The 25,283-nt window shown below is 64.3% G+C and carries 24 protein-coding genes and 2 pseudogenes; 12 read left to right on the forward strand and 14 right to left on the reverse strand.

The window, feature by feature from the left end; genetic code table 11:
* Positions 1 to 71: 71 nt before the first annotated feature.
* The 6 genes from A5784_RS29965 to A5784_RS29990 form a co-directional block, all read right to left on the reverse strand.
* Positions 72 to 974, reverse strand: a complete 903-nt coding sequence (locus A5784_RS29965) for an aminoglycoside phosphotransferase family protein (RefSeq protein ID WP_064948603.1) — start codon at positions 972 to 974, stop codon at positions 72 to 74.
* Positions 975 to 1,114: 140 nt separating this feature from the next.
* A complete protein-coding gene (locus A5784_RS29970; RefSeq protein WP_064948490.1) occupies positions 1,115 to 1,516 on the reverse strand; it encodes a nuclear transport factor 2 family protein in 402 nt (133 codons plus the stop codon).
* Between the two features lie 47 nt (positions 1,517 to 1,563).
* The gene (locus A5784_RS29975; RefSeq protein ID WP_064948491.1) at positions 1,564 to 2,571 is read right to left on the reverse strand and encodes a hypothetical protein; all 1,008 of its coding nucleotides are present in this window, start codon (positions 2,569 to 2,571) and stop codon (positions 1,564 to 1,566) included.
* Positions 2,572 to 2,592: 21 nt separating this feature from the next.
* Positions 2,593 to 3,927 carry a Dyp-type peroxidase gene (locus tag A5784_RS29980; protein ID WP_064948492.1) on the reverse strand — a complete coding sequence of 445 codons (1,335 nt, stop codon included), beginning with the start codon at positions 3,925 to 3,927 and terminating at the stop codon, positions 2,593 to 2,595.
* Positions 3,924 to 4,328 carry a YybH family protein gene (locus A5784_RS29985; protein ID WP_064948493.1) on the reverse strand — a complete coding sequence of 135 codons (405 nt, stop codon included), beginning with the start codon at positions 4,326 to 4,328 and terminating at the stop codon, positions 3,924 to 3,926. Before A5784_RS29985 ends, A5784_RS29980 begins: the two co-directional genes overlap by 4 nt.
* Positions 4,325 to 4,882, reverse strand: coding sequence for a hypothetical protein (locus tag A5784_RS29990; protein WP_197514920.1), 558 nt, complete (start codon positions 4,880 to 4,882; stop codon positions 4,325 to 4,327). The genes A5784_RS29985 and A5784_RS29990 overlap by 4 nt, the downstream gene beginning before the upstream one ends.
* Before the next feature lie 418 nt (positions 4,883 to 5,300).
* On the opposite strand from A5784_RS29990, the gene A5784_RS29995 reads away from it, so the two are divergent.
* The gene (locus A5784_RS29995; protein WP_064948494.1) at positions 5,301 to 6,149 is read left to right on the forward strand and encodes a bile acid:sodium symporter family protein; all 849 of its coding nucleotides are present in this window, start codon (positions 5,301 to 5,303) and stop codon (positions 6,147 to 6,149) included.
* A gap of 86 nt (positions 6,150 to 6,235) precedes the next feature.
* On the opposite strand, the gene A5784_RS39905 is transcribed toward A5784_RS29995, so the two are convergent.
* Both A5784_RS39905 and A5784_RS30010 read right to left on the reverse strand, forming a co-directional pair.
* Positions 6,236 to 6,526 (reverse strand): GNAT family N-acetyltransferase, encoded by a 291-nt coding sequence (locus A5784_RS39905; protein ID WP_082945165.1) that lies wholly within the window; start codon positions 6,524 to 6,526, stop codon positions 6,236 to 6,238.
* 288 nt (positions 6,527 to 6,814) lie between these two features.
* On the reverse strand, positions 6,815 to 7,174 hold the full coding sequence (locus A5784_RS30010) for an Rv2640c family ArsR-like transcriptional regulator (RefSeq protein ID WP_064948497.1): 360 nt from the start codon (positions 7,172 to 7,174) through the stop codon (positions 6,815 to 6,817).
* A 102-nt stretch (positions 7,175 to 7,276) separates the two neighbouring features.
* Here A5784_RS30010 and A5784_RS30015 point away from each other — a divergent pair, with 102 nt between their 5' ends.
* From A5784_RS30015 to A5784_RS30030, 4 genes and pseudogenes are all read left to right on the forward strand, one after another.
* Positions 7,277 to 7,762 (forward strand): ArsI/CadI family heavy metal resistance metalloenzyme, encoded by a 486-nt coding sequence (locus tag A5784_RS30015; protein ID WP_064948605.1) that lies wholly within the window; start codon positions 7,277 to 7,279, stop codon positions 7,760 to 7,762.
* A gap of 75 nt (positions 7,763 to 7,837) precedes the next feature.
* Positions 7,838 to 8,200 carry an ArsR/SmtB family transcription factor gene (locus A5784_RS30020; RefSeq protein WP_064948498.1) on the forward strand — a complete coding sequence of 121 codons (363 nt, stop codon included), beginning with the start codon at positions 7,838 to 7,840 and terminating at the stop codon, positions 8,198 to 8,200.
* Positions 8,197 to 9,267 (forward strand): annotated as a pseudogene (gene arsB / locus A5784_RS30025) (ACR3 family arsenite efflux transporter); the annotation flags it as partial. The gene A5784_RS30020 and the pseudogene arsB, both read left to right, overlap by 4 nt.
* Before the next feature lie 39 nt (positions 9,268 to 9,306).
* Positions 9,307 to 9,975 carry an arsenate reductase ArsC gene (locus tag A5784_RS30030; RefSeq protein WP_064948500.1) on the forward strand — a complete coding sequence of 223 codons (669 nt, stop codon included), beginning with the start codon at positions 9,307 to 9,309 and terminating at the stop codon, positions 9,973 to 9,975.
* A gap of 517 nt (positions 9,976 to 10,492) precedes the next feature.
* On the opposite strand, the pseudogene A5784_RS30035 reads toward A5784_RS30030, so the two are convergent.
* Together A5784_RS30035 and A5784_RS30040 are read right to left on the reverse strand one after the other, a co-directional pair.
* Positions 10,493 to 12,392 (reverse strand): annotated as a pseudogene (locus A5784_RS30035) (ABC transporter ATP-binding protein/permease).
* 116 nt (positions 12,393 to 12,508) lie between these two features.
* A complete protein-coding gene (locus A5784_RS30040; protein WP_064948501.1) occupies positions 12,509 to 13,774 on the reverse strand; it encodes a threonine/serine exporter family protein in 1,266 nt (421 codons plus the stop codon).
* A 117-nt stretch (positions 13,775 to 13,891) separates the two neighbouring features.
* Here A5784_RS30040 and A5784_RS30045 point away from each other — a divergent pair, with 117 nt between their 5' ends.
* Entirely contained in the window at positions 13,892 to 15,664 is a 1,773-nt protein-coding gene (locus A5784_RS30045) for an ABC transporter ATP-binding protein (RefSeq protein ID WP_064948502.1), read from the forward strand.
* A gap of 203 nt (positions 15,665 to 15,867) precedes the next feature.
* Positions 15,868 to 16,617: a hypothetical protein gene (locus A5784_RS30050; RefSeq protein ID WP_064948503.1), complete on the forward strand. Its 750-nt coding sequence runs from the start codon at positions 15,868 to 15,870 to the stop codon at positions 16,615 to 16,617.
* A gap of 209 nt (positions 16,618 to 16,826) precedes the next feature.
* Here the strand turns inward: A5784_RS30050 and A5784_RS30055 are convergent, their stop codons facing one another.
* The 3 genes from A5784_RS30055 to A5784_RS30065 are packed head-to-tail and all read right to left on the reverse strand — an operon-like array spanning position 16,827 to position 18,553.
* Positions 16,827 to 17,321 carry a cupin domain-containing protein gene (locus tag A5784_RS30055; protein ID WP_064948504.1) on the reverse strand — a complete coding sequence of 165 codons (495 nt, stop codon included), beginning with the start codon at positions 17,319 to 17,321 and terminating at the stop codon, positions 16,827 to 16,829.
* Between the two features lie 30 nt (positions 17,322 to 17,351).
* Positions 17,352 to 17,954, reverse strand: coding sequence for a TetR/AcrR family transcriptional regulator (locus A5784_RS30060; RefSeq protein ID WP_064948505.1), 603 nt, complete (start codon positions 17,952 to 17,954; stop codon positions 17,352 to 17,354).
* On the reverse strand, positions 17,951 to 18,553 hold the full coding sequence (locus tag A5784_RS30065) for an NADPH-dependent FMN reductase (RefSeq protein ID WP_082945166.1): 603 nt from the start codon (positions 18,551 to 18,553) through the stop codon (positions 17,951 to 17,953). Before A5784_RS30065 ends, A5784_RS30060 begins: the two co-directional genes overlap by 4 nt.
* Before the next feature lie 617 nt (positions 18,554 to 19,170).
* Between A5784_RS30065 and A5784_RS30070 the strand changes: the two genes are divergently transcribed.
* Positions 19,171 to 19,980: an LLM class F420-dependent oxidoreductase gene (locus tag A5784_RS30070; RefSeq protein WP_064948507.1), complete on the forward strand. Its 810-nt coding sequence runs from the start codon at positions 19,171 to 19,173 to the stop codon at positions 19,978 to 19,980.
* Positions 19,981 to 20,521: 541 nt separating this feature from the next.
* Here A5784_RS30070 and A5784_RS39435 read toward each other — a convergent pair.
* Positions 20,522 to 20,686, reverse strand: a complete 165-nt coding sequence (locus A5784_RS39435; RefSeq protein WP_232006299.1) for a DUF4304 domain-containing protein — start codon at positions 20,684 to 20,686, stop codon at positions 20,522 to 20,524.
* Between the two features lie 333 nt (positions 20,687 to 21,019).
* On the opposite strand from A5784_RS39435, the gene A5784_RS30075 reads away from it, so the two are divergent.
* The 4 genes from A5784_RS30075 (at position 21,020) to A5784_RS30090 (ending at position 25,283) form a co-directional block, all read left to right on the forward strand.
* Positions 21,020 to 22,441, forward strand: a complete 1,422-nt coding sequence (locus tag A5784_RS30075) for an FNR domain-containing protein (protein WP_082945167.1) — start codon at positions 21,020 to 21,022, stop codon at positions 22,439 to 22,441.
* A 105-nt stretch (positions 22,442 to 22,546) separates the two neighbouring features.
* The gene (locus A5784_RS30080) at positions 22,547 to 23,020 is read left to right on the forward strand and encodes a MarR family winged helix-turn-helix transcriptional regulator (RefSeq protein ID WP_064948508.1); all 474 of its coding nucleotides are present in this window, start codon (positions 22,547 to 22,549) and stop codon (positions 23,018 to 23,020) included.
* Complete coding sequence (locus tag A5784_RS30085) at positions 23,020 to 23,886, forward strand: isocitrate lyase/PEP mutase family protein (protein ID WP_064948509.1); 867 nt, start codon at positions 23,020 to 23,022, stop codon at positions 23,884 to 23,886. The genes A5784_RS30080 and A5784_RS30085 overlap by 1 nt, the downstream gene beginning before the upstream one ends.
* On the forward strand, positions 23,883 to 25,283 hold the full coding sequence (locus A5784_RS30090) for a 3-isopropylmalate dehydratase large subunit (RefSeq protein WP_064948510.1): 1,401 nt from the start codon (positions 23,883 to 23,885) through the stop codon (positions 25,281 to 25,283). The genes A5784_RS30085 and A5784_RS30090 overlap by 4 nt, the downstream gene beginning before the upstream one ends.

Genomic DNA, 25,283 nt, shown 5'->3' on the forward strand with positions numbered 1-25,283 from the left:
GTGGCGGCTCCCGTAGGGAGAGAGTCAAGGACCGGCCACCGAAGTCGGCATTGGCTGCTGCCGCCATCGACTTAGACACCGTCGATGTCAGTTTGGATGCGTTCAAGGGTGCGGCGGCAATTGGTGCTCATGATGGGGTTGCTGTCGATGTAGTACCAGACAGCGCCCATGGCCTGTAGGAACGCCCACCCGCGTCCCCGTTGCCACTCCGCGTCGTCGCACCCGAGGTCATTTCTCAGCAGTTGACGACGGGGCGCGTCGAGCAAGTGCCACGCGCTCACCAGGTCCAATGCGGGATCTGCGGCCTTGAAGCCGCTGACGTCGAGAACCCCCGAGAGGCAACCCCCGGTGGTGAGGATGTTGGGCGGGATCAGGTCGCCATGGCTCATGACGTCTGGTGTATCTCCACGAGGGAGAGCTCGGACCTCGTCCCAAATCCGGCGCATGCGAGGTACGTCAAGCAACCCCTCGCTGTTGGCCAAACACAGTTCGATCCACTCGTCGTAGGACCCCAGGTACCCGCCGCGCCCCTTGCCGTCATAGGCGCGGCCGCGGGTGTCGATGGCGCGCACGGCCTGGATGAATGCCACCAAATCGGTTGCGAAGAAATCGGATTGAGAACAACTGTCGGCGGTAGCCGGATCCCCTGGCAGCCAGGTGTAGACCGACCACGGCAACGGATAGCCCGCTCCGGGTTGTCCGATCCCGAGCGGCGTGGGGGTGACAACGGGAGTGCGCCCACTTAGTTCTTCGGCGGCCGCCGCCTCCAGCTCAAGGTCTTGGCGCACCGACTCGATGTCGTCGCTGGGTTCGAGGGGAAATCGCGCTACGACGTGCGCTCCAACCCGGAATATGGCGTTGACAGTGCCAGCTCCCGGCACCGACTGGATGGGCAGACCCGCCCACTGAGGGAACTGCTCGGCGATGAGTCTGGCGACCGACAGCGGCGAGACCGACAGCTGACCGGGATGCATCTCCACCGCGGCAGCGTGTCACCACTCCCCGGTCGGATACAACCAGATATCGGATGAGGGCAGCGGTGCTGTCGGACCGTGTTGTTACTTGGTCCGTTTCTAGATGTGTTCGTCCTGAGCTGCCGCTCCGGTGGTGCGTTCTAGCCGATGGCGAAGTCGCCTTTCCTCCAGGACCACGCGGTGAGCTTCCACGCCTCGTCGATTTTGCGCAGGGAGAACGTCCACCACGCGGTTTGGTTGACGTGCTTGCCGGGGAGGTTGTACTCAAATGTGACGGGTAGCGCGAAGTCACCGGCGACGTCGACGTGCCGCGGTTCGCCGGTGCCGATGTGCAGATCCGTCACGCTCAGATGCCCGGCCTCGATGAGGGCGTCGGCGTACCAGTCCTGCGCGGCGGTCGGGCCCTGCCATACATGCGGCGCCAACCCGTCGAGGATCTGCATCGGGTCGGCACACGCAGCCGCCATCGCCTGCACGTCGCCGTTATTGAAGCCGTTCACGTAGGCGTGCACTGTGGTCATCGGGTCGTCGGGGTCGGACATGGGAGAGGTGCTCCCTTCGCGCGGCTTGCGGGAAGTGCGTAGGACTGTCAGGCCATGGTGACCAGGTTGCGCCAGAAGTTCTGAAGGCTGTCGGTCCCGCCGAACAGGGTGGTGAAGTTGGTGGAATCGCAAAGCACGATGTCGCCAGACCGCTGCCCCGTCGGCGGCATCCAGATCAGCGTGTTGAACTCCGTGTTGCCTTCATCGATGAACGGGTGTGGTCGGGTGATATCTACCGGCTGCCGGCCGAGCACCCGCAGATCGTCGCTCTCCGGTTCGGTGAGCTTGTAGTGCGGAAGATGCGGATGGAAGTTGAACGTGGTGACGTCGGCGAGCAGATCCGCGCCATCCAAATCCCGAGCCTGGTTAAGCGGCGCGATCTGTGTGGTTCCCTCGACCACGGCCGGCCGCAGTCCCCAGGTGTTGTGTACCGGGACGTTCAATCCAGTCATCAGCGAGCGGGTGTACTGCCCGAATCGCTGCTGACGGGGCACCAGTTGGTCACCGTGGTGCAGGTACTCGACTTGGCGCTGGTTGAAGTCGTCGGTGAAGCCGACGTCGTGGTGCGGGGCGAGCATGAGGCAGGTGCCCTCCCGCTGTAACCAACGCCCGATCGCCTCTAGTTCCTCGGGCGCGGCCTCCTGTTCGGAGAGCAGGTGATCGAGGCCGAACACGAGCAGGGTGTCGGTGTCGTCGAGGATGCGCTCGTCGATCGGGAGCTTGTAGCCGGCCTGGTCAATGCGCTGGAACACCGCCACCGGGTGCCCGGTGATCTGTCCGGCGAGTTCCTGGAAGGCCAGGGTGGAGCGGTGGAACAGCTCCAGGGTGCCGGCGATGCCCTGAAGGAATTGCGCGGCGTCGTATTCCGGGGTCTCATAGGCTGGCCACAGCACGTTGCGGACCTCGGTCATGGTCGAGAACCGGTTGTACATTTCCGCCGGATCGCGTTGGGCTTCCCAGGGATAGCTCCAGGTCCAGTAGATGCTGACGCGCCTCCCGCCGGTGTGCGGGCGGGTGATGTGGTTCTGGTTGTAGGTGCGTGCCGGTGTGCTCATGATGAGCCCCCTTCGCAGTGGTTAGGTATTCAGCGTGGCCAGATAACGCAACCCGTTCATGCCGGGCAGGAAGAAATAGGCGCCACCGCGCAGCCGGGTGAAGGCGGGAATTCCCTTGTGCACCTTGCGGATCGGCCGCTTGGGCACGGTGAAGTCCAGCGTGCCGTCCTGGGTGCCGCAGATCGGGTCGTGCTCGTTGCCCAACTCGTGGAAGGCTTTGTCGTTGATCCACACGTTCTGCGCGAACTCGAACTGACGCACCAGGTCGGCGCAGATGATGAACGCCGCGATACCCCGGTCCACCCCGTCGTCGGGTGCGCCGTCAGGCAGTGCCGGACCGTAGGTGGCGCCGCGGCGGATCATCCGTCGCCGGTTCATATTGTGGGCGGTGTCGCGCGGATTGAGCCGGCGGGCATGGGCGCCCAGCGGGCAGGCGTAACCGAACGGATCCGCCTCCTTGTAGTTGAAGTCGTTGTTGCGCATGGGGTCTGCGCCCAACTCGGGATTATCGTGGTTCGGGGCGAGTACGAGTGGGGCACCGCTGCGCCAGCGGCCCATGAACTTCGCCGCCAACAGATCCTGGCCCTCGGGGGTGTCGGCGTTCTGGCTCAGATACTCGCGGAACACCGCGACGTGCTCCTCAAGCCGCCGGTAGGCCATATAACTGCCGTTGCGGGACAACACGTCCGGCTGTGGCAGGTTGCTGACCGGTCCGTTCTCGTCCGGGTAGCCCAGGATGAACTCGCCGGGTTCGAGCGGGTCTCCGGATCCGGGGGTCGGTTCTTCGCCGGAGCCCTTTATCACCGGTTGGGAGAGCCGGTCCCGGAATCCGAAATGGTCATGCGCGTAGTTGAACGGCGGTGTCGCGTTGAGATCGAGGTGCGACAGACTGCGCACACCGTCGGTCCGCGCGAGCAGATCGTCATGCGCTGCGACGGACGTGCGGCACTGCTCATCGGTGCGGGAGAACAGGATCGCGATCGCGTGCAGATCCTCGCCCGCGAGCCCGCCGACCCAGTGCCGCGGTGCAGCGTCGCCGGTGTCACCGAGAATGTCGGCCCGCGCCGCCATGCCCTGACGGAAGGCGTCGGGGAAACTGGCCAGCGCGTCCCCGGGCACGCCCAGGGCGCGCAGCCCGGTCCAGGTGAACGCCAGGGTCACCCAGCGGTCGGACTCGTCCATCGTCGACACCGCGTCTGCCGCCGACTGGACCTTGTCCAGCAGCTCTGTGAGCCACGCCCGCCCGCCCGCGGGGGTGTCGAACGTGAGGAACTCGTAGCGGCCGGTGATCGCCGGCGTGCGGGTCAGCAGGATGTGCTGTATATCGTCGAACTGCAGAGTCGACGCGCACGTCATATCGCGCGCTGACCCTTGGCCCACGCCCAGGCTGCGACCCGCCACCCGTCGTCGAGCTTGCGCAGGGCCACGGTGAATTTCGCTCCGGTCTGGACGATCTGGGTGCCGTTCAGGTCGAACGTCATGAAGGCCGGCGCGACGACATAGGCGGCGTCGCCGGTGGTGTCGTTGTGCTCGGGTTCACCGATGCTGACCTGGTATCCGGAGGCGCCCAGGTGTGCGCCTTCGGTCAGCACGTCGCGGTACCAGTCCGCGGCTGCGGTGGGCCCTAGCCATAGGTGCGGGGCCATGCCGTCGAGGATCGACCCATCGGGGGCGAATGCGGCTGACATCGCGGCCGGGTCACCGGCGTTGAACGCGGCCAGGTAGGTCTGGACAGCTTCCACTGGTGTCGCGTTCATTGCATCTGGTCCAGCATGTCGGAGAACGAGGCCTTCAGCCGCAGCGCCTTCTTGATCTCGTCGGCTGTCACGTACGGGTACTCGCCGTACTCGACAAAGCTCGGCACATGATGCTCGCGGACATATTGGACGAACGAGGCTGGATTCTCTTTCCAGTCCGCCGGGAAATCCACCAGATTGGTGAACACCGTGTCGATGCCGGTCTTGCTGAACAAGGCCACTGCATCTTCGGTGTACTTGTCGAAGTCGGTGTCGAAGATGCCTTGGTACTGGAAGTACAGATCTTCACCGACCGGGATGAGTTGCCATTTCAGGTAGTGCAGTTTCAAGACTTCCAGCACCGTGGGATCGGCCGTTACCGCTGCCTCCAGTGTTCGGCCGTGCTCGCGGATGGCCTCTTCACGGCCGGGTATGACCTTGGCGAAGATCGTGAACCCGTAACACGCGGGGGTTCGGGGGAAGATGGGGCCGTATCGGCCGCGCTGCTCCTCGAAGTAGCCCTCCTTGGGGATGGCCATCATCGCGGGTTTGGTCCAATCCTGATTGCTGGGCATCACTAGCTCCTCGTGGCTACTCGACCCCGATGAGCCGTGACAGTAGCACCGCCGCGGCGGCTGCATGGGGCAACAGCGCGTAAATTGTCCAACCCGTCACCGAGCCGACCATCGACCCGTCCAGCGATGCCAGGCTGGGCCGTCCGGTCTCCCCTCGTCGCCGGTGCCGCGGCAGCAGTATCGATCGGGATGTTCTTGCGACGTCAAGCATTTCGCACCGTCACGACGATCGCTTCTCGCACCCGCGACTGCGTAAAGACACGAGCAGATACCACCGGTCTGCGTACAGTACGACTACGGCGGCAGACCCGAGTCCCTCGCAGCTGCAGCCCGAACATCAAGGCGTCCCGGGACGGTTGGCAGCAACACCTACCCGACGGCCCGGCACCGAATCCGCAAGAGAAGCGAGGTCAGCGCCATGATGGAAGTGCTGCAGCACGCCGTCCCGATCGCCACCCTGATCTTTGTAGTGTCGAGCATGGTCGCGATGGGGCTGGGGCTCAAGATCAGTGAGGTCACCGCCCCGCTGCGCAATCTGCGTTTGGTCGCCATGTCGATGCTGGCCAATTTCGTGCTGATGCCCGCAGCGGCAGTGCTATTGGCGAAGGCGCTTCGCCTGGATGAACCCTTCGGTGTCGGCTTGTTGCTGCTGGGTGTCGCGGCTGGTGCGCCGTTCCTCCCGAAGTTGGCTCAGATCGCCAAGGGAGACCTGGCGTTCGCGGTGGCGTTGATGGTCGTGCTCATGGTCATCACGGTCGCTTACCTGCCGCTCGTGCTGCCCCTGCTCTTGCCGGGGGTTTCGGTCAACCCGGGTCAGATCGCCCGTTCCCTGGTGGTGCTGATGCTGGTCCCGCTGGCCATCGCACTGGCGGTCAACGCCAAGCTGCCCTCTGTCGCCAAGGCCGTGAAGCCTTGGTGCGACCGGCTGTCCAGCCTCGGACTGGTCGCTGTGGTGGTGCTGCTGGTGGTGGTCAACTTCCGCAACGTGTTGTCAGTATTCGGAACTCGCGCGATCCTGGCTGGACTGCTGTTCATCGCCATCGGCTACGGGCTGGGTTGGGCCCTCGGCGGCCCCGCTTCAGGCACTCGGCCCGTGCTCGGTCTCGGCACCGCTCAGCGCAACATCGCCGCCGCGCTCGTGGTGGGCGGCCAGAGCTTCACCGATCCCAGCGTGGTGGTCATGGTCGTCGTCGTGGCCATCGTCAGCCTGCTCGTTCTGTTGCCGCTGTCGAGGCGGCTGGCTCGCAACGCCGCCGGAGCGCAGTGACCGAACCCCAGGCCATTCCCATATCTCGTTGAGATCCCTTGAGTACCAGCATGATTCAGTATGCGATTTAGACATACCCCAACTCATCAAGCACAAGCAGATCCAATCGCGTGGAACCCAGCTTTGGTCGCAACCCAACACGACGCCACGTTCGCCACCGAATGCGCCAACCCAATCCGGCGGAAGCCGATGTCGTTAAACGCCAACTGCCACAACGTAATTACGGCCTGCGAGCAGAAACCGCGTCCCCGCCACGCGGGAACCATCCAGTACGCCACCCCCGCCGACCCGTCGTGGAGATCCACGCCCTTGAGCGACACACGGCCCATCAAGGAGTCACTGGCGCGCCTCATCCGCGGAATCGCAACGCCGCACATGCCAGCGTTGGATCTCGGGATCCACGAAAGCCTCCACGACAGCCTCGGCGTCAGACAGTTGCCATGGCCGCAGCACGGCTGTCGTTGCTATGGGCACCGACGGTTGAGGCGACTGGCGCAGTGGCCCGGCCGCGATCGCCGGCGGAATCAAACTCGGTACACCCAGCATCATTGCGCGCAGAGCCGCCCGAGACCACCAACACGCAGCACATTGACCTCGCCGCCGCAATGCTGTCTCGAATCTCTCCGGACCCGCGGCGCCCACGGATCGGGCACCCGGCCGGTTGGCTATCGACAGCAGTTCGGGTCAAGGACCACGCACAAGGCTTGCAAGGCTTCAGGTTTCACCCGGTGAAAGACGTTCATACCGCGCCGGTCGGAGATCACCAACCCGGCCTTGCGCAGCTGGCCCAAGTGATGACTGACCGTCGATTCGGCCAGATCCAGCACCGCGGCCAGATCCCCGCTGGTCTCCTCCCCAGCGCGCGAACTGAACAGCAACGACATGATCTTCACCCGCATCGGATCGGCCAGCGCCTTCAGCCGCATCGCCACCTCCAAGGCATCGGCATCGCTGAGCGGCCCGGCAGCCACTGGGGCGCAGCACACCGGGGCGGACATGTCGATCACGGGCAATGCCTTGGGCATGGCACCATCCTGCCACAATCCTTGACATATATCGAAAAGGTGGCAGGCTGAGCCTCGACGCATCAGTTCGACATATGTCCAAATCGTATCTGGAGGATGATCATGTCCCGTGTTCAATTAGCGCTCAACGTCGACGATCTCGACGAGGCGATCACGTTCTACACCAAATTGTTTGGCGTTTCCCCGGCCAAGGTGAAGCCCGGCTACGCCAACTTCGCAGTGGTCGAGCCGCCGCTGAAGCTGGTGCTGCTGGAAAACCCTGGTAAAGGCGGCACGATCAACCACCTTGGGGTCGAGGTCGAATCCAGCGACAAGGTGCACGCCGAGATCGCTCGACTGACCGGTGAGGGCTTGTTCACCGATGAGGAGATCAGCACCACCTGCTGCTTCGCCACCCAGGACAAGGTCTGGGTCACCGGCCCGGCCGGGGAGAAATGGGAGGTCTACACCGTGCTGGCCGACTCCGAGACCTTCGGCACCAGCCCCCAGCTCCTCGCCGACGGCGAGAACGCTGAGGGTGGGGTGTGCTGCGGCGGCACCGCCGCCGACACTGAACCTCAGGAGGCGAAGTCGGCGTCCTGCTGCTGACATCAGATCGGCAGCTGTAGCGCTTTCACCACGGGTTCACTTGACCACAGATTCGATATCCATCAATATCGATGCATGTCGAAATCATCGGATCGGGTCGACGACGCGTGTTGCCCACCCGGAGCGCTGCTGCGTGAACCGCTGTCGGCTGCCGAGGCCGCGGATATGGCGGTCAAGCTCAAAGCGTTGGCTGATCCGGTGCGCCTGCAGCTGTTTTCGGCGATCGCCAGCCACGCCGGCGGCGAAGCCTGCGTCTGCGATATCTCCGCCGGGGTCGAGGTCTCCCAACCAACCGTGAGCCATCACCTGAAGGTGTTGCGCGACGCCGGTCTACTGACCTCGCAGCGCCGGGCGTCGTGGGTGTATTACGCGGTGGTGCCCGATGCCCTGGCCAGCCTGGCCATCCTGCTCGGCACCACGGCAGGAGTTCCGTCATGACCGACACCACCACCGCGCCACCGGTCGTCGGCAAGCTGTCCACCCTCGACCGGTTCCTGCCGGTCTGGATCGGCGCGGCGATGGTCGCCGGACTGCTGCTGGGCCGCTGGATCCCCGGGTTGAACACCGCGCTGGAACGTGTTCAGATCGACGGGATTTCGCTGCCCATCGCGCTGGGCTTGTTGATCATGATGTATCCGGTGTTGGCGAAGGTCCGCTACGACCGCCTCGACACCGTCACCGGTGACCGCAAGCTGATGGTCGCCTCGCTGCTGCTCAACTGGGTGCTCGGCCCCGCGTTGATGTTCACTCTGGCGTGGCTACTGCTGCCGGATCTGCCGGAGTATCGGACCGGGCTGATCATCGTCGGCCTGGCCCGCTGCATCGCCATGGTCATCATCTGGAACGACCTGGCCTGTGGTGACCGCGAAGCCGCAGCCGTCCTCGTCGCACTGAACTCGATCTTCCAGGTCATCATGTTCGCCGTGCTGGGATGGTTCTACCTCTCGGTCCTTCCCGGCTGGTTACACCTGCCACAGACCACCATCACCACCTCGCCGTGGCAGATCGCCAAATCCGTGCTTATCTTCCTGGGCATCCCTCTGGCCGCCGGCTACCTGTCCCGCCGCATCGGCGAAAAGACGAAGGGTCGTACCTGGTACGAGTCGCGGTTCCTGCCCATGGTCGGGCCGTGGGCGCTCTACGGGCTGTTGTTCACCATCGTGATTCTCTTTGCCCTGCAAGGCGATCAGATCACCAACCGCCCGCTGGATGTGGCCCGCATCGCACTACCGTTGCTCGCGTATTTCGCCATCATGTGGGGCGGTGGCTACCTGCTCGGCACCGTGTTGGATCTGGGTTATGAGCGGACCACCACGCTGGCGTTCACCGCCGCGGGCAACAACTTCGAGCTGGCCATCGCCGTGGCGATCGCGACCTACGGCGCCACCAGCGGCCAAGCCTTGGCCGGGGTGGTCGGACCGCTGATCGAAGTCCCCGTGCTGGTGGCCCTGGTCTACGTCTCCCTCGCGCTACGGAAACGGTTCCACCATCACACCTCCCAACACCTCCCGACCGGCTCGACGACACGAACGGAATGATCGACGATGACTGAAAGCCCCGTGACCCACCAGCTGCGCGACGACCTGTCCATCGACCAGAAACTCGCCCTGAGAACCGCGGCGACCCGGCTGGAAACCGAGTTCGCCGACACCTTCGGCACTGAAACCGTTGAACGGTTCCTGCACACCTCCTACGACCAATTCGCCGGGCGCGCCAGCATTCCCAACTTCCTACCCTTGCTGGCTGAGCGGTTTGCCCGCCAACGGCTGCACGCCCTCGCGAAGGTCGAAGGCAAGATCAGTGACGGCAAACCCACGGTGCTGTTCCTCTGCACCCACAATGCCGGCCGCTCGCAGATGGCACTCGGATACTTCACCCACTACGCCGGCGCCAACGCCGTCGCCTGGTCCGGCGGGTCCGAACCCGGCAACGAAATCAACCCAGCTGCCATCGAAGCTATGCGTGAGGTCGGGATCGACATCACCGCCGAATACCCGAAACCCTGGACCGATGAGATCGTGCAAGCCGCTGACGTCGTCATCACCATGGGATGCGGGGATGCCTGCCCGATCTTCCCCGGAAAACGCTATGAGAACTGGGAACTGCCGGATCCGGCCGGCCAAGGCCTCGATGCCGTGCGCCCGATCCGCGACCAGATCGACCAACGCATCCATCACCTGCTGACCGAGCTCAACGTCCCCGTCGACCGATAACCTACGAAAACCCCGGGGACACAACCATCACGGCTGACACGTCCGTGCTGTTCGTCTGCGTCAGCAACGCCGGGAAATCGGTCATGGCCGCCTGACTCATGCGCCAGGCCGCCGCCACCGTCCACGATAAAGCGACCGTTGCACGCGTTTATTTGTTGCGTAGCGCGCGGCACCGAGGGGGCCGGTATCGCCCATGGGTGCACTACGCACATGTGACAAGGAGTCGGCATGGGCACTATCGACGAACTCGGCGCGGGCTGTATCGGATTCTCGGCGCACGCCCAGGGACTGCCCACCGACAGATTCGCTCGCAGCGATGCGCCTGGAGGTAGGGCGAACACCGCCGGCACCTTCAGCCGTGATTTCCGGTCCGAACAGAACCTGGCGAACGTCCGAGGTTTGGCAGCCATTGCCGCCGGACGACGAATTCGCGGCAACCGCCAAGTTCGCACAAGAAGGCGGCATCGATCTGTGGCGTGAGACGTCCACCGAGTGACCAACGGATACTCAACTCGGCCTACGCTTGTGCTCCGATCGCGCTCAGCTGCCACGCGCCGCCACCCAGGAGCTCCAGCCGCCGTTGGTGTTGTGTTTCCAGCGCGCGATGATGGCTGACGCTGACCACGACGGCGTCGGGCAATTCGGTTCGCAGTTGCTCATACAGCCCGAACGCCAGGCCCTCGTCGAGAGCGGACGTGGCTTCGTCGAAGAACACGGCGACCGGGCGCGCCAACAGCACCCTGGCGAACGCGATGCGCTGTTGCTCGCCTGGCGACAGGAGCTTCACCCAGTCGCGCTCCTCATCGAGCCGATCACGCAAGTGCGCCAACGAAACCCGGGCGAGAGCGTCCCTCAGCGACTCGTCCGGGACGTCGCCGGATTCGGCCGGATACGATACTGCCGTCCGCAGATCGCCGAGTGGTAGATACGGCATCTGTGAAAGAAACATCGTGGCCCCGTTGTCCGCCGGTCGAACCCACTCACCGGTGGCCGCAGGCCAAAGTCCGGCGAGACTGCGCAGCAGCGTCGTCTTCCCGCTGCCCGACGGACCGGTGACGACCAGTGATTCACCTGGTTCCAAACGCAGATCGAGGGCATCGATCAACAGGCGCCCTCCCGGCGTACACACCGTGACCCCAGCCAGGGCAACTGCGCCGCCAGTGCTTGGCAGTGCCGCCAGGACCGGCAGTTGGCGGGCCCGCTCGTTGGCTTCAACCAACCCATGGAGCCGGATGATCGCGGCTTCGTAGCTTGCGAACTGGCTGTAGGCGTTGCGGAAGAACGACAAACCCGACTCGATCTTGCCGAAGGCGCCGGCGGACTGGGTGACGTCGCCGAGCTTGATCGTTCCGGCGAACAATCGCGGTGCCTGCAACACGTAGGGCAACGGCAGGATGGTCTCGGTTACCGAGTAATTCCATCCGATCAGCCCGAGCGTCCTGCGGACGTAGTGACGATAGTTCGAGATGACGACGGAGAATCTGCTCTCCAGGAGTTTGCCCTCCGCGCGTTCGCCACGATAGAAGCCGACCGACTCGGCGGCGTCGCGCAAGCGGACCAACGAATAGCGGAACGCTGCATTCGTCTGCTCGTTGCGGAAGCTCAGCCGGATGAGCGGATGTCCGATCCGGAACGCGATTACCGATGCGATGAGCACGTACGCGATGGACGACCCAGAACAACGCTTTCGGAAGCGCGACGCCGAAAACATTGAGAGGGCCTGAAAGTCGCCAAAGGATCAGCGCGAACGACGCCACCGACACCACCGAGTTGATCGAGCCGAACAGCAGCATGCTCTGCGAGTAGTACGTCGGAACATTCGGACTCGTACCCACCCCGGTGGTGAACACATCGATGTCCTGCTGGATGCGCTGATCCGGGTTGTCGACGGTGGGCTCCACGAACCGGCCTCGGTAATACGCCTGACCCGCCAGCCAGTCGCCGGTGACCCGACGGGTGAGCCACACCCGCCAGCGGATGATGAAACGCTGCGTCAGGTAGGTGTCGAACACGATCCGCACGATGTGGATCGTCGCCAAGATGCAGAAGGTGACGATGGCCATCCAGAAGCCGTGGATGCCGGAGTCGCGTTCCGCCGCGTTGTGCGCACCCGTCGCGTGGAACGCGACCTGCAGCGCCGAGAACAGGTCGTTGTTGTAGTAACTGAGCAGCACGGCGAGACGCACTTCCAGGATCACTGACAGCAGCAGCACCGCGAGCATGCCCCAGGCGGGCCAACTCCCCCGACCGGTGAAATACGAACCGGTGACGCGCCAGAACCGCTTCGCCCAGGTGAGGTATCGGATCAGCAGAACACCAAGGGCGAGAACGCATATCGCGCTGATCAGCCAGGCGTGGACGATCCACACCGCCGATTCAGCAGGCTGGTTGCCCCAGTTGATCGACGGGGTGAACATGGGCCCGGGAACCGGTGGTCAGTGGCCGGGGCACGTGAAAGTGGTCAGTGAGCCGGCCGACGCCGTCCTGCGAGAAATGCCCATGACAGGGAAGCTAGGGCACGGCCGATGGCCGGTCAAGTGCTGTGTGCCCTCCGCCGGATCGCGGAAAAGCCCATCAAGAAAAGGTATTTCGGACCGCACAGACCGAGTGCCATGGCGGCAACGGTCAGCACAACGGTGTTGAGGTCAGCGGCCGTCGCAACGAGAAGCGCGGCCGACGGCTCATTGCTGAACTGAACGAATCCGCTCAGCGCCCGGAAGGCGAAGACACCTGGCACCAGCGCGACGACGGAAGCGAAGCCGATGGCCGCAAACGGAATACGCAGCCGCGTCGCAGCCGGCGACAACAACGCCCCTACCAGCAGACACGACACGAATGCGGCCACCGCCAGGTTTGCGCCCCGATTTACCGCCCACCAGTGCAGCGCGTGAGCGGCCATCCCGACCAGCACCGGCCACGCGGTCATCCGCCACGGCATCGACCAATAGACGGCATATGACGCGGCGGCCACGCCGGCGGCAACAAGGTCGAGATACCAATTCGCAGAGTTCGACGGTGCGGTGACCGCGATGGTCTGACCGAAGGCCGCCAGCCCGAGCAGAAGGCCGCCTGCGATGCCGGTGAGCAGCAGGGCCGAGAATCCGAGCCGGGCGGTGCCCAGTGTCATGCGTAGATTCAGCAGGTCCAGGGTGCCGTTGAGAATATGCGGTCCGGGCACCAAAACCATTGCCGGACACAGGACGACGAGCCCAGCTCCAGCTCCCATCCCCAGGTTCGCAGCGACACCCCCGACTGCCCCCGCGATTGCAGCGGCGACGAATGCCTGTACCAGCGGCCCGACCCCACGCGCGCCGAGCCAGCGTCGCGCGAAGCCACCCGCAGCTGCAGTACAGGCGATCAACAGGACCGCGAGTGCGCTGGTCACGCCAAAGATCACGCTCAACGCACACGCGCCGGTGGCACAGGCGGCGGCGAAGATGACGGTCGCGGAAGCGGGAAGAGCGCTCGCCGTCTTAATTGCGGACTTGACCTCCGCCACCTCGAGCGGACCGTCCTCCCCCTGGTCGACCACCGTCATGAGCGAGGCCACTCGGCACATGTTCACGGCATCGGGCTTCACGGAGACCGCACGCATCACATCGCGCGAGTCCGCGGCGGTCAGCGTCAACGCTGACCACGTCAGGTCGATGGCCGCCTCGACACCAAGCCCCCGATTGAGTCGCTGCACCGCGGTCGCAACCATCTCGGTGGACTGGCCGTTCTCGAATAGCAATGCCGCCGAGGCCAATACGACGTCATAGCGGTCGTGCCGGTCGGTCACGGGATCGGATTCGGTCACCGGACGATTCTCACCCCGATGCGCGCGCCGACCTTAACGTTTGTCGAACATCAATATGGCCAGGGCCCGGCGCTGCTACCGTTCCGCCATCGCACCGCAAACAGGAGACGACCTGCCGTGCCCCCTCTACTTCGCGAACTCTTACTGGCCCACCGTCGGCTGATCGCCGTCATCCTGGGAGCCACCCTGGTCTCGATGCTCATGAGTCTGGCCCTGCCATGGCCTCTGAAGGTAGTGCTGGACAACGTCGTGGCCGGCGACCCGCCGCCGGCGTGGATCGCGTGGCTGGTGCCCATGATGGGCGGCCACGAGAAGGCACACATCGCCGCTGCGGCGGGCGTGGCCACGGTGGTGATCGCCCTCGTCAGCGGGGCCTCCTTCTATGTCGCAAGCTATACAACCGAACGACTGGGCCAGTGCATTGGAAACGATCTCCGCGTTCGGCTGTACCACCACCTGCAGGAATTATCCCTGGCGTACTACGACGCCAATCGGGTCGGCACCATCCTGAGCACCCTGACCACCGACGTTCAGACGATCCAGAATTTCGCATCGACTTCTACGCTCAACATACTGACGGACACGCTCACCCTCGTCGCGATGGCCGTCGTGATGGTGATTCTGCGCTGGGATTTCGCGCTCATTGCACTCGCCATCACCCCGGTGCTGGTCATCTTTCTGGTCCGCGTCAACAGGGCCATCAAGGTGGCGGTCTCTGAGGTACGGACGCGGCAGTCTGATCTCCTGGCCACACTGCAAGAGGGACTCCAGTCCATCGAGGTGGTGCAGGCGTACTCCCGCGAGGACTACACCGATCGGAAGGTCCAGACCGTCAGCCAGGAGACCGTCTCCGCGTGGCTCAAAACCCGGCGGGTGTCAGCGCTGCTCACTCCGGTCGTCGGCGTGGTCATTGCCGCATGCACCGGGCTGGTGCTTTGGCGCGGCGCTCTTCTCGTGTTACACGGAGGTATGACGGCGGGGGCACTCACCGTCTTTCTCGCCTACCTCGCACGGTTCTTTCAACCGGTACGGACGCTGTCGCAGATGACGAACACCATTGCCCAGGTATCGGTGGGCTTCCAGCGTGTCACCGCGGTCTGCGATGCCGACGTGACCATCCCGGAGCGGCCCTCGCCCATCGATCCGCCACCGTTCAAGGGTGCGATCACCTTCGAGCATGTCTCGTTCAGCTACGACACCAAGGCTCCTGTACTGCAAGATATTTCGTTCTCGGTCGAAGCCGGGCAGATGGTCGGCATCGTCGGCCCGACCGGTGGCGGGAAGTCCACTCTGGTAAGCCTTATCCCCCGGTTCCGCAACATTTCCGGCGGCCGGATCACCATCGACGGTGTCGACATTTCTGACTACACCCTGCACGGGTTGCGCACCCAGATAGCGTTCGTCCTGCAGAACACCGTGCTATTGCGTGGCAGCATCCGCGACAACATCGCATTTGGCTGCCCGGACGCCAGCGAGCAGCAGATCGTCGAGGCCGCGAAGCTGGCCAATGCCGACGAGTTCATCGATCGCATGCCTGACGGCTATGGCACCTTGGTCGGCGACCGTGGCTCGACGCTCTCCGGTGGCCAACGCCAACGCATCGGGATCGCCCGCGCACTGGTTCGCAACAATCCGATCCTCATTCTCGACGAGCCAACGGCGGCATTGGATGCAGAGTCAGAGCATCTCGTCGTCGAGGCCCTGGAACGACTCATGGCCGGTCGCACGGTCATCACCATCGCGCACCGCCTCAGCACGTTGCGCGACGCGGACAAGATCGTCGTCATCAAGAACGGCGTCGTGGCCGAGGACGGACCGCCCGAAGAGCTCTTGCGCCGCAACGGCGTCTACGCCGAGCTGCACCGGCTGCAGTTCGAACAATCGAACTGAAGCTGTCAGTTCACTGAGAGTCGTCTTCGCACAGCGGGATTGGGCTGCGACCAAACTCCAGATGAACGGCAGGTAGCAAACAGGGATGGCTGCCCAGTTCTTGACAAACCAGCCATGCGACGCCCGCCGTTGTTTAGCATCGGCATTATCCACCGGTCTGGTTGGAAATCTCTTCGACAATCACATACTTAAGGAGCTTCGCGATGCTGGTCATGCGGGATCATGATGTTGAGGATTACAAGGCGTTGCGCGATATGGACGCCACCGACGTCGGAGAGTTACACGCCGACGATCGCGCCTGCCTAGAAGAGCTGGGCCAGTACCTGGTGACCACCGATGCCTGGCAGCGGTTCGGAATCTGGTTGCTGCACAAACACTTTCTTCCTGAACCGGGCGAGGTGTTCGTCGAGCAGACCGTGCGTTCACCGCGTGGGACCAAGACCTCGCCCATCGACCGGTCGGCGTTCGGGCAGCTGAGTGCGACAGCCGTCCGTTTCTACGATCAGGCCGACGGCCTAGGCATGGTCGGCATGGAGTTCGCGGAGCCTGACGATTTCGGCGACACCGAACCCCTGAGCGACGACGACGCCATCGTCCTGGCCGGCATCGCCGAGCGACTGCAGGCCTACGACAAGACCGAGCGCTTCGGCGTGCGGTTGATCCGAAACCCGTTGGGGCTCACGGACGAGGAAATGCTGCACGAAACCACCGACTCCGGAGACCGGACGATGAACTGCACGGTCGGCGACCGCGCCGAGGTGCTGGTCCAGCAGAACGTCACCCAAACTGCGTGGAAATGGCGGGTGGTGCACGGCGGACCCGAAACCATCGTGATGCAGGACTGCACCGCCGGCTGCGTCAGAGTCGGTGAAGGTCACGACACCGCGCACACCGCGTCGGGGACCGACGACTTCGACAACCCGACCACCGGTGAGCCTGACACCGCGTTCTGAGGCCATCACAGAGGCCCCTCACCCAGAGCTCTGGGTGAGGGGCTCCCTCGCGACAAGTCGTTGCGGGCGTGGGACTTCGACGCCAATGCCCACGTCGACGCCGCCGCGGTGCACACCTTGGCCAAGTGCGAATGGGTCGTTTCATACCAGCGGCCGCCGAAGTGTGCACCCCCGCCACACCGCTGGTCGTGAGCGCCAATCGTCGTTGGCTACAGCGTGATGCCGTAGCGCTGGTTCTCCGCAGGCGAGGCCAGCCAGTATCCGTAACGTTCGGCGGTCTGTTGCATGCGGGCAGCGCCGTCAGCGAACGACCACTCCACTGGCGCATCGTCGGGGGTGGCGGCGTCGCGCAGGAACCGGGCCAGCCGAGGTGTGCCCCCGATCAACTGAACGGCGTCTGTGGTTCCGGGGTTGTGCAGGGCGTGCGGCACGTTGTTGGGGATGTGGACGTAATCGCCAGGCTGGGCGGTGACCCACTGATGGTTGTCATCGGCGTCGATTCGCAGGACCTGCAGGCTGCCGCTTTCCAGCAAGAACGATTCGGTCTCGTCGTGGGCGTGCAGCGGAATGTAGCCGCCGGCGGGGATGCGGCCACGCATGGTGGCGAAGTCCTGGTCGTCGTCGTCGAGTGGGGTGAGGAACTCGATGGCAAATCCGAGCAGGTCGACTGTTCGTCCGGTGGTGGGGTTCTTCTCAACGAGCATGGTGCGCCTTTTCGATTGGAGGGGTCTGGGTCAGCGGGCAGCAGGCAGGGCCGCGGTGAGGGCTGCGATGGTGCAGGCGATCGCAACGGAGATGACGGGATCGCGGGGTTCGGCGCGGCCGGCCAGCACCGCCCGGTCGACCGCCGTGGTGATCCCGGCGACGGCGAACCCGGCCGCCACGTCGGCGGTGAGGACGTCCACGAGGGCACCGGTGTCGAGGAGTAGTTGACGAAGATCGGCGATCAGGACGTTGTCGGAAGCCGCTTCCCGGCTGGCCGGTGCCCATCCGTAAAACAGAGCATCGTGCAGAGCCAGCTCGTCGAGGTAGCCGTTGACCACGGCGATCGTCCACGACGCCAGCGCGGCTTCTAAGTCGGTGGCATGGGCGCATGCTGACCGCGCCTTATCCCGGATCGAAGTGGCGAAGCGCTGTTCGACGGCAGCAACGAGGTCGTCCTTGGAGGCGAAGTGGTGATAGACCGCTCCCTTGGATACCCCCGCGCGGTCGGCGACATCGTCGATGCTGGTGCCGGCGACGCCGTGTTCGACGAACAATTTCGATGCCGCATCGAGCAGGCCCGCTCGGCGCTCGGCCGGGGGCAGCCTGCGTCTGACCGGTCCGGCCGGCGTCATGGCACCGGCACCGGGAGATGACGACGGGTCCACAGCTCGAACCGCTCGAGGTAGACGCCCAGCAGCTCCTGCACCGACTCCGATGCGAGCATCCCGTCGTCGTCGAACATCTCATAGCTGCCGCCGAGGTAGGCCTCGGGTTGTTGCATCGTCGGCACGTCGAGAAACACCAACGATTGGCGTAGGTGGTGATTTGCGCCGAAGGCCCCCAGCCGTCCCGGTGAGAGACTGATGATGCCCGCCGGGCGGCCGGCGAAGACGTTGGCGCCATGGGGCGCCGACCCGACGTCGATCGCATTCTTCAACGGCGCAGGGACCGACCTGTTGTACTCCGGGGTGACGAACAACAGCGCGTCAACCGCACGCACCTGGTCCCGAAAACGACTCCACGCCAACGGTGCTGGACCGTCATCGAGGTCCTCGTCATACAGCGGCAGATCTCCGATCTCCACAACCTCGAAGCGCAGGGAGGCCGGTGCCAGCCGCATCACGTTGTGCACCAGCTTGCGGCACATCGACTCCCGGCGCAGGCTGCCCACCACTACCCCCACCCGCATCGGGGGTGGCGCTGCGTTCGCCGACTGATGCTCTGAGCCCATGCCGCCACGCTAACATACCGACGGTCGGTCGGTAACCGCCATTTAACGGGGTTAGCCCGCGAATGATCCGCCCCACCGACGGATTCGTGGTCAAAGCAAGCTGTTTGAGGCGAGTAATGACTCCTGAGTTCGTGCTCAAACGACTCCGGAATCCCCAGTCAAGGTCAACTGATGCACTGCCGCACACGGACATACGCGCAGCGTTGTCGCGAGTGGCAACTCTGAGGACAACGGCGGTCACCGACCCGGCCGTGACAGCGATGCGGCGGATCAGCTTCACGAATCCAGCGTGGCATATCGAAGCGTCCGCGAACCATCGCATGACATGCGATCTTTAACTGCTCGCAACCTCTGATACTGCAGCCGTAGATCGGGTTCGGTGGTTTTCGCGGCGCTCGTAGTGGGATTGCCGTGCTCGTTGTTGGTGTCGTCGGCGCGACCGTGACCAGGCCAGCAGGGATGTGACGGTGTTCCCGGTGACCTGGCGCGTCGGAGAATCGGCGAAACTCGTTGATCAGCCGCAACCCGCACCAACTTGTCGCCGTGGCGTTTCGGAATAAATTCGCACCCAGTCAACTTGGCTCGAGAGTCGCCCTTTCCCCGACTCAGGAGCATCCATGACCCGTCCCGTCCGCGTCGCCGTGCAGGTCCAGCCCGGCGGTACACCCGACTACCGCACGTGGCGCGACGCCGTCCTGGCCGCCGACGACCTCGGTGCCGACGTGATCTTTGGTTACGACCACTTCCACCGCCCGGCGATGGACGCCATCGTCGATGGCAAGCCCGTCCTGTTCGACGAGCAGCCCGACGTTGCCAACTTCGAGGGCTGGACCGCGCTCGCATCGTGGGGTGAGATCACCTCCCACGCCGAGATCGGGCTCCTCGTCACCGGCGTCGGTTACCGCAACCCGGACCTGCTCGCCGACATGGCGCGCACCGTCGACCACATCAGCGGCGGCCGGCTCATCCTCGGCCTCGGCGCCGGATGGTACGAAAAGGACTACACCACTTACGGTTACGAGTTCGGCACCTTCAGCTCCCGCTTCGATCTGTTCGACGAGAGCCTGCTCCGCATCGAGAAGCGGCTGGCTGCACTGATACCGCCGCCCGTGCGCAAGCTGCCGATCCTGATCGGCGGCACGGGGCCCAAGCGCTCGCTGCCCGCGGTTGCCCGGCACGCCGACATCTGGCACGCGTTCCAAGACCTCGACGGGTTCCGCAAGTCCAGCGACCGCGTCGACGAGCTGGCGGCGACGTTCGGCCGCAACGGCGCCGACATCCTACGCTCGACGCTGTGGCAGAACGCCGACAGTGCCGATGCCTTCCGCGAAGCCGGCGTCACGTTGTTCCAGACCGAACTCACCGCTGACAACGGTTACGACCTCACATCTCTCAAGCAGGTGCTCACCTGGCGGGATAACGGGTGATCACAATCAAGCCGGTGCAGCGACAGACTGCCACCGGCTCGGCCGCTCGTCCTGAAGCTCACACAGGACCCGTCACTCAGTGCTCGAATATGCGGGGTCAACACGGAATGCGTTGTTTTACAACGCATTCCGTGTTCAACCACGCAAACCCTTCAGCGAGATTTTCACTGTCGCCCACTGCTCTTGGAGACACCACTGGAAGTAGCCGGTGCAAGCACTCCCCGCTCCCGCAGCACCCGCGCCCAGCGCCGCCCAACGGCCGTGCTGATGTCACGGCTGAAGATCGACCAACGGTCTTGATGCCCGAAGCAATCGTGCAACCTTGTGACGTATTCGCGGCAACGAACTGCCGCATGTCGGTGCAATGGTCGAACCGCACCTCGTACGGAAGCTCGGGTACCAAATGTTCCCAACGATGTTGCAGTAGTGATCCTTTGAGGGGATGCCTCACTCGCTCGTATCCGGGGCACGCGCTGTCCACCTCAGCCGATCCGATGCCCACGTTGACGAAGAATCCATGCCACGACATGGTGCCGTTGTTCTAGTCGGCCTGAAAGTTGATCATGTCGTAGAGCGGTCCGCGTTCCCGCTGGAAGCTCGAGCCGGATACGTCGAAGCCGCGCGCTTGCAGGAATGGGCCGACATCGGCAGAAACCATCGTTTCGTAGGCCCGTTGCAATGAACCGTCAGTTGTCCCCTCGCCCATGATCCAAGGCTAGGTCGCCGACACAGCCCTTTCGCGCACCAATTTTGGGATAACGACGGAGCACGCGCCCCAAGCCACCACGGGACCGTTTTCGTGTGTCGCCTAACGCTTTCCGCTCGCTGCCGCGGAGCAACGCCGCACCGCCGAGTTGGCTGCGCTGTCGGCGGCTGAGTCGCGAGAGGGTCCGCGTGTGGCAGGCCCGCGCTCCTACACCGTTTGCACCATAGGCGCCCATCAAGACGCATCTTTCGCCCGACGCCCGGGTGTTCATGGGAGCCATACCTTTCGAGGTGAGCCGGTCACCGGCCCGGCAAGGCACCTGAAAGGCACCTAGTGACCACTGCACTGTTGACCAGGCCCGACGCCCGCCTTACCGATGTCCCCGCGGCCGCTGTGCCGCAGCCCAGCCTCCCCCACACAGCCACTGCCGTGGCCGAGGGTTGCGCGCCCCGCTTGCCGTTGATGCGGCGATTGCTCAAGCACCCGCGCGTGATGCATTACAACCGACTCATCGTTTTTGTGATGATCGTCAACCTCGGATGGGCGCTGTACGGGGCCACCGGCGGGAACTGGTGGACATCGCAGCACACCGACTTGTCGGCCATCGCCTTCATGGCGCAAACCAATCTGGCAGCCGCTGTGCTGTTTCGACAGCAGTACATCCTCAATGCGGCGGCGTGGCTGGCCACCCGGGCACCGACGTCGTGGCCACTGCAGGTGCGCTGGGCGCTGGGCAAGTATTACCACCTGGGCGGTCTGCACGTGGGCACCGCGGTGGCCGGGACGTTGTGGTACCTGGCACTGGCGACCTCGATGATCCGCGACGCCGTCGCCGGTGTGGATCATGCGTCGGGCGTCAACACGATCTTCGTCGCCACCCTGGCCACCACGTTCTCGGTCATGGTGGTGATGGCGCTTCCCCGGCTACGCGCCGCCCAGCACGACCGCTTCGAAATCACCCACCGCTTCTGCGGCTGGACGGCGCTGATCCTGATGTGGATCAACACCCTGTTCGTCATCAATGGTGACCGCGGCGACCGGTCGTTCGGCGCGGCCATGCTGACCGCCCCGGCGTTCTGGTTGGTCGTGGCCAGCGCGGGGCTGGCCATCTGGCCGTGGCTGCTGCTGCGTCGCGTTCCGGTCAGCTGCGCGCGCCCGTCGTCACACGCGATGATCGTGAGCCTCGATCACCGCGGGATTCCCCCCGTCGGCACCACCCGGGCGATCAGCCGCCACCCCCTGGTGGGCTGGCACCACTTCGCCAATGTGCCTGCCGCCCCGGGCACGGCCGGCTACCGGATGCTGATTTCCCGTGCCGGCGACTGGACTTCGGAGTTCGTCGACAAGCCGCCCACCCATGTGTGGGTGCGCGGCATCCCAGCCGTCGGCGTGGCCAATGTGCGCCGGTTGTTCAGCAAGGTGGTCATCGTGGCCACCGGCAGCGGCATCGGTCCCCTGCTCGGCCACCTGTTGGACACCTCGGTTCCCGCGCAGCTGGTCTGGGTGACCAAGAACCCGCGCCTGACCTACGGCGAGGGGTTCGTCGAAGAAATCGAAGCCGCCCAGCCCGATGCAATCATTTGGGACACCGATGCCCTCGGCAAGCCCGATGTGCTGCAACTGGCCTATCAGGCCTACGTCGAGTCCGGTGCCGAGGCCGTCATCTGCGTCGCCAACCGCACCGTCACCGAAGAGGTTGTGCACGGGTTCGAGCAACGCGGAATACCGGCGTTCGGTCCGATCTGGGACTCCTAGGCGATATACCCCCTACCGCGTTCGCCAGTCTGGTAGCGACGGCACCTCAAACCAGCGCACCGAGCCACAATTGACAGGTAATACTGCGCAGTTTAATCTGCCTATATGCCGCAGCGTTCCCAGTCGCAATCACGAACCGCCGTCCGGTCCGCCTACAACCTCCGGCTACTGGTCAGCCGTCTCCGCCGCCGGCTCAAGGAGGTCTACGACAACCAGGACCTGACTCCATCCCAGATATCGGTGATTAGCCGCCTCTCACACGGCGGTCCGGCATCAACCAGCGACCTGGCCGTTGCCGAGGGTGTGCGTCGGCAATCTATGGCCGCCGTAGTGAACGCCCTTGAGGAGCGCGGAGTGGTGCATCGCCAATCCGATCCGCAGGACGCAAGGCGACAGTTAATTGTCTTGTCACCCAGCGCCGTCGAGGCACTGGAGGGCACTCGCCAGCTGCGCGATCAATGGCTTGCCGATGTTCTGCAGCAGACCTACAGCGACGATGAACTCGCGGTCATCGACCATGCCCTGGTTCTGCTCGATCGAATGTTCACCACACCAACCGAATCGGAGAGGGCACGTTGATGGGTTCTGCCACGGCACTGAACGAGATGATCCACGCCTCCGAAATTGTCGTGATGCCAGGAGTTTTCGACCCATTCAGCGCCAAGCTGGCCGAACAGGCGGGTTTCGCCGCCGTGCAATGCAGCGGGGCAGCCATTTCCGGGGTGCACTTCGGCCGGCCGGACTACTCGCTGATCTCGTTGGACGACATGCTCGCCTGTACGGCGCGCATCGTGCGTGCTGTGCGTATCCCGGTGATGGCTGACGGAGACAACGGATTCGGCAATGCCGTCAACACCCACTACACGGTGCAGGCCTTCGAAGATGCCGGAGCCGCGGGCGTGAATCTAGAGGATCAGGTCACTCCAAAACGTTGCGGACACCTCGACGGTAAGCACATCCTCGATCTGCACGAAGCCACCATCAAGATCCGGGCTGCCGCCGAGGCCCGCAGTGACCCCGATTTTGTCATCAACGCGCGCACGGACGCGCTCGCCGTGGAAGGCATCGAAGGCGTAATCCAGCGGGGCAACGCGTATCTCGACGCAGGGGCCACCATGATCTTCGTCGAAGGTGTGACCTCGCGCGAGGAAATCCGTCAGGCCGTCGCCAACATCGACGGGCCGGTCGCAGTGAATGTCATCGAGGGTGGAAAGTCGCCCCACCACCTGACGTTCCATGAGTTGCAGGACCTGGGAGTGGCACGGGTGAGCCTGCCAGGGGCACTGCTGATGGCGGCACTGGGCGGCATACGGCATGCACTTGAGCGCATCCAGGCCGACGGCAGCACCGCCAATCTCGATGACCTGTTCGTGCCCTTCCGCGAAGCACACGATCTCATCGGCATGCGCGACATCGAAGAGCTCGAAAAGCGGTATCTCGCATGATGACCCAACCTCGCACCATCATCGACAAGATCTGGGACCAGCACGTCGTCGAGGAGCTCGAAGATGGCGCCTCACTGCTGTACATCGACCGCATTCTGCTGCACGATCGCAGCGGCGGCCTGGCACTGCGATCGCTTCGAGATGAAGGGCGCGAAATATTCGACCGAAGCCTTGTTTTCGGAACCATGGATCACGTGATCGACACCCTGCCAGGGCGAAACTCCTCCACTCCGGTACCCGGCGGGGCCATGTTCATCGAGGCATTCCGAGCCGAAGCGCATCGGCAGGACATCACCCTGTTCGATATCGACGATATACGCCAGGGTATCTCGCATGTCGTCTTTCCCGAACAAGGGATCGCGCTGCCGGGCACCACCATGATCTGCGCCGACTCGCACACCCCCACGCTCGGGGCCGTCGGCGCACTGGCGTGGGGAGTCGGCGTCACCGAATGTGAACACGCCCTGGCCACACAGACCCTGGCGATGCACCGCCCAGCGACCCTGCAAGTCCAATTCCACGGGGCTGCAGGCAGGCACGTATACGCCAAAGACCTTGTCCTGGCGTTGATTGCCACCATCGGGGCTGCAGGGGCCACCGGGTATGCCGTTGAGTTCGCCGGCGAGGGCGTCGAGCAACTCGACGTCGAAGCACGGCTGACCTTGTGCAACATGGCAACAGAGGCCGGGGCACGCACCGGACTCGTCGCACCCGACGCCACGCTGCTGTCCTATCTGGTCGGCCGCCCCTTCTGCCCCACCGGCGATAGCTGGGAACTGGCCACGCGGACCTGGCTGGACCTGCGCACCGATCCGGGCGCCGTCTTCGATCGCGTCGTACAACTCGACGCCGGGTCGTTGTCGCCGCAGGTGACCTGGGGAACCAGTCCACAGCACGCCTGCGGAATCGACTCTCCCGTACCGGATCCGGTAGACACCTGCGATCCGGCCGCCGCGCAGCGGGCGCTGGACTATATGGGGCTGCATCCCGGCGTATCACTGACCGGCTTGGCGGTCGACGCTGCTTTCATCGGCTCGTGCACCAATGCACGACTGAGCGACCTGCGCATCGCCGCCGGAGTGCTGCGCGGCCACACAGTCGCCGACGGCGTGACCGCGATCTGCACCCCGGGATCGACCGCTGTGCGCCGAGCAGCCGAGGCCGAAGGCCTCCATCGGGTGTTCATCGATGCCGGGTTCCAGTGGCGCGAATCAGGCTGCGGATTGTGCTTTTACGCCGGCGGAGACCGCTTCGCCCCCGGCAGCCGCGTCATCAGCTCCACCAACCGCAACTTCGAGAACCGGCAAGGCCCCGGGGTGCGAACGCATCTGGCCAGCCCGGCCACCGTAGCCGCCTCCGCCATCGCCGGATGCATCACCGATCCAAGGCAGGCATGA

The organism is Mycobacterium sp. 852013-50091_SCH5140682, from assembly GCF_001665685.1.
Taxonomy (GTDB): domain Bacteria; phylum Actinomycetota; class Actinomycetes; order Mycobacteriales; family Mycobacteriaceae; genus Mycobacterium.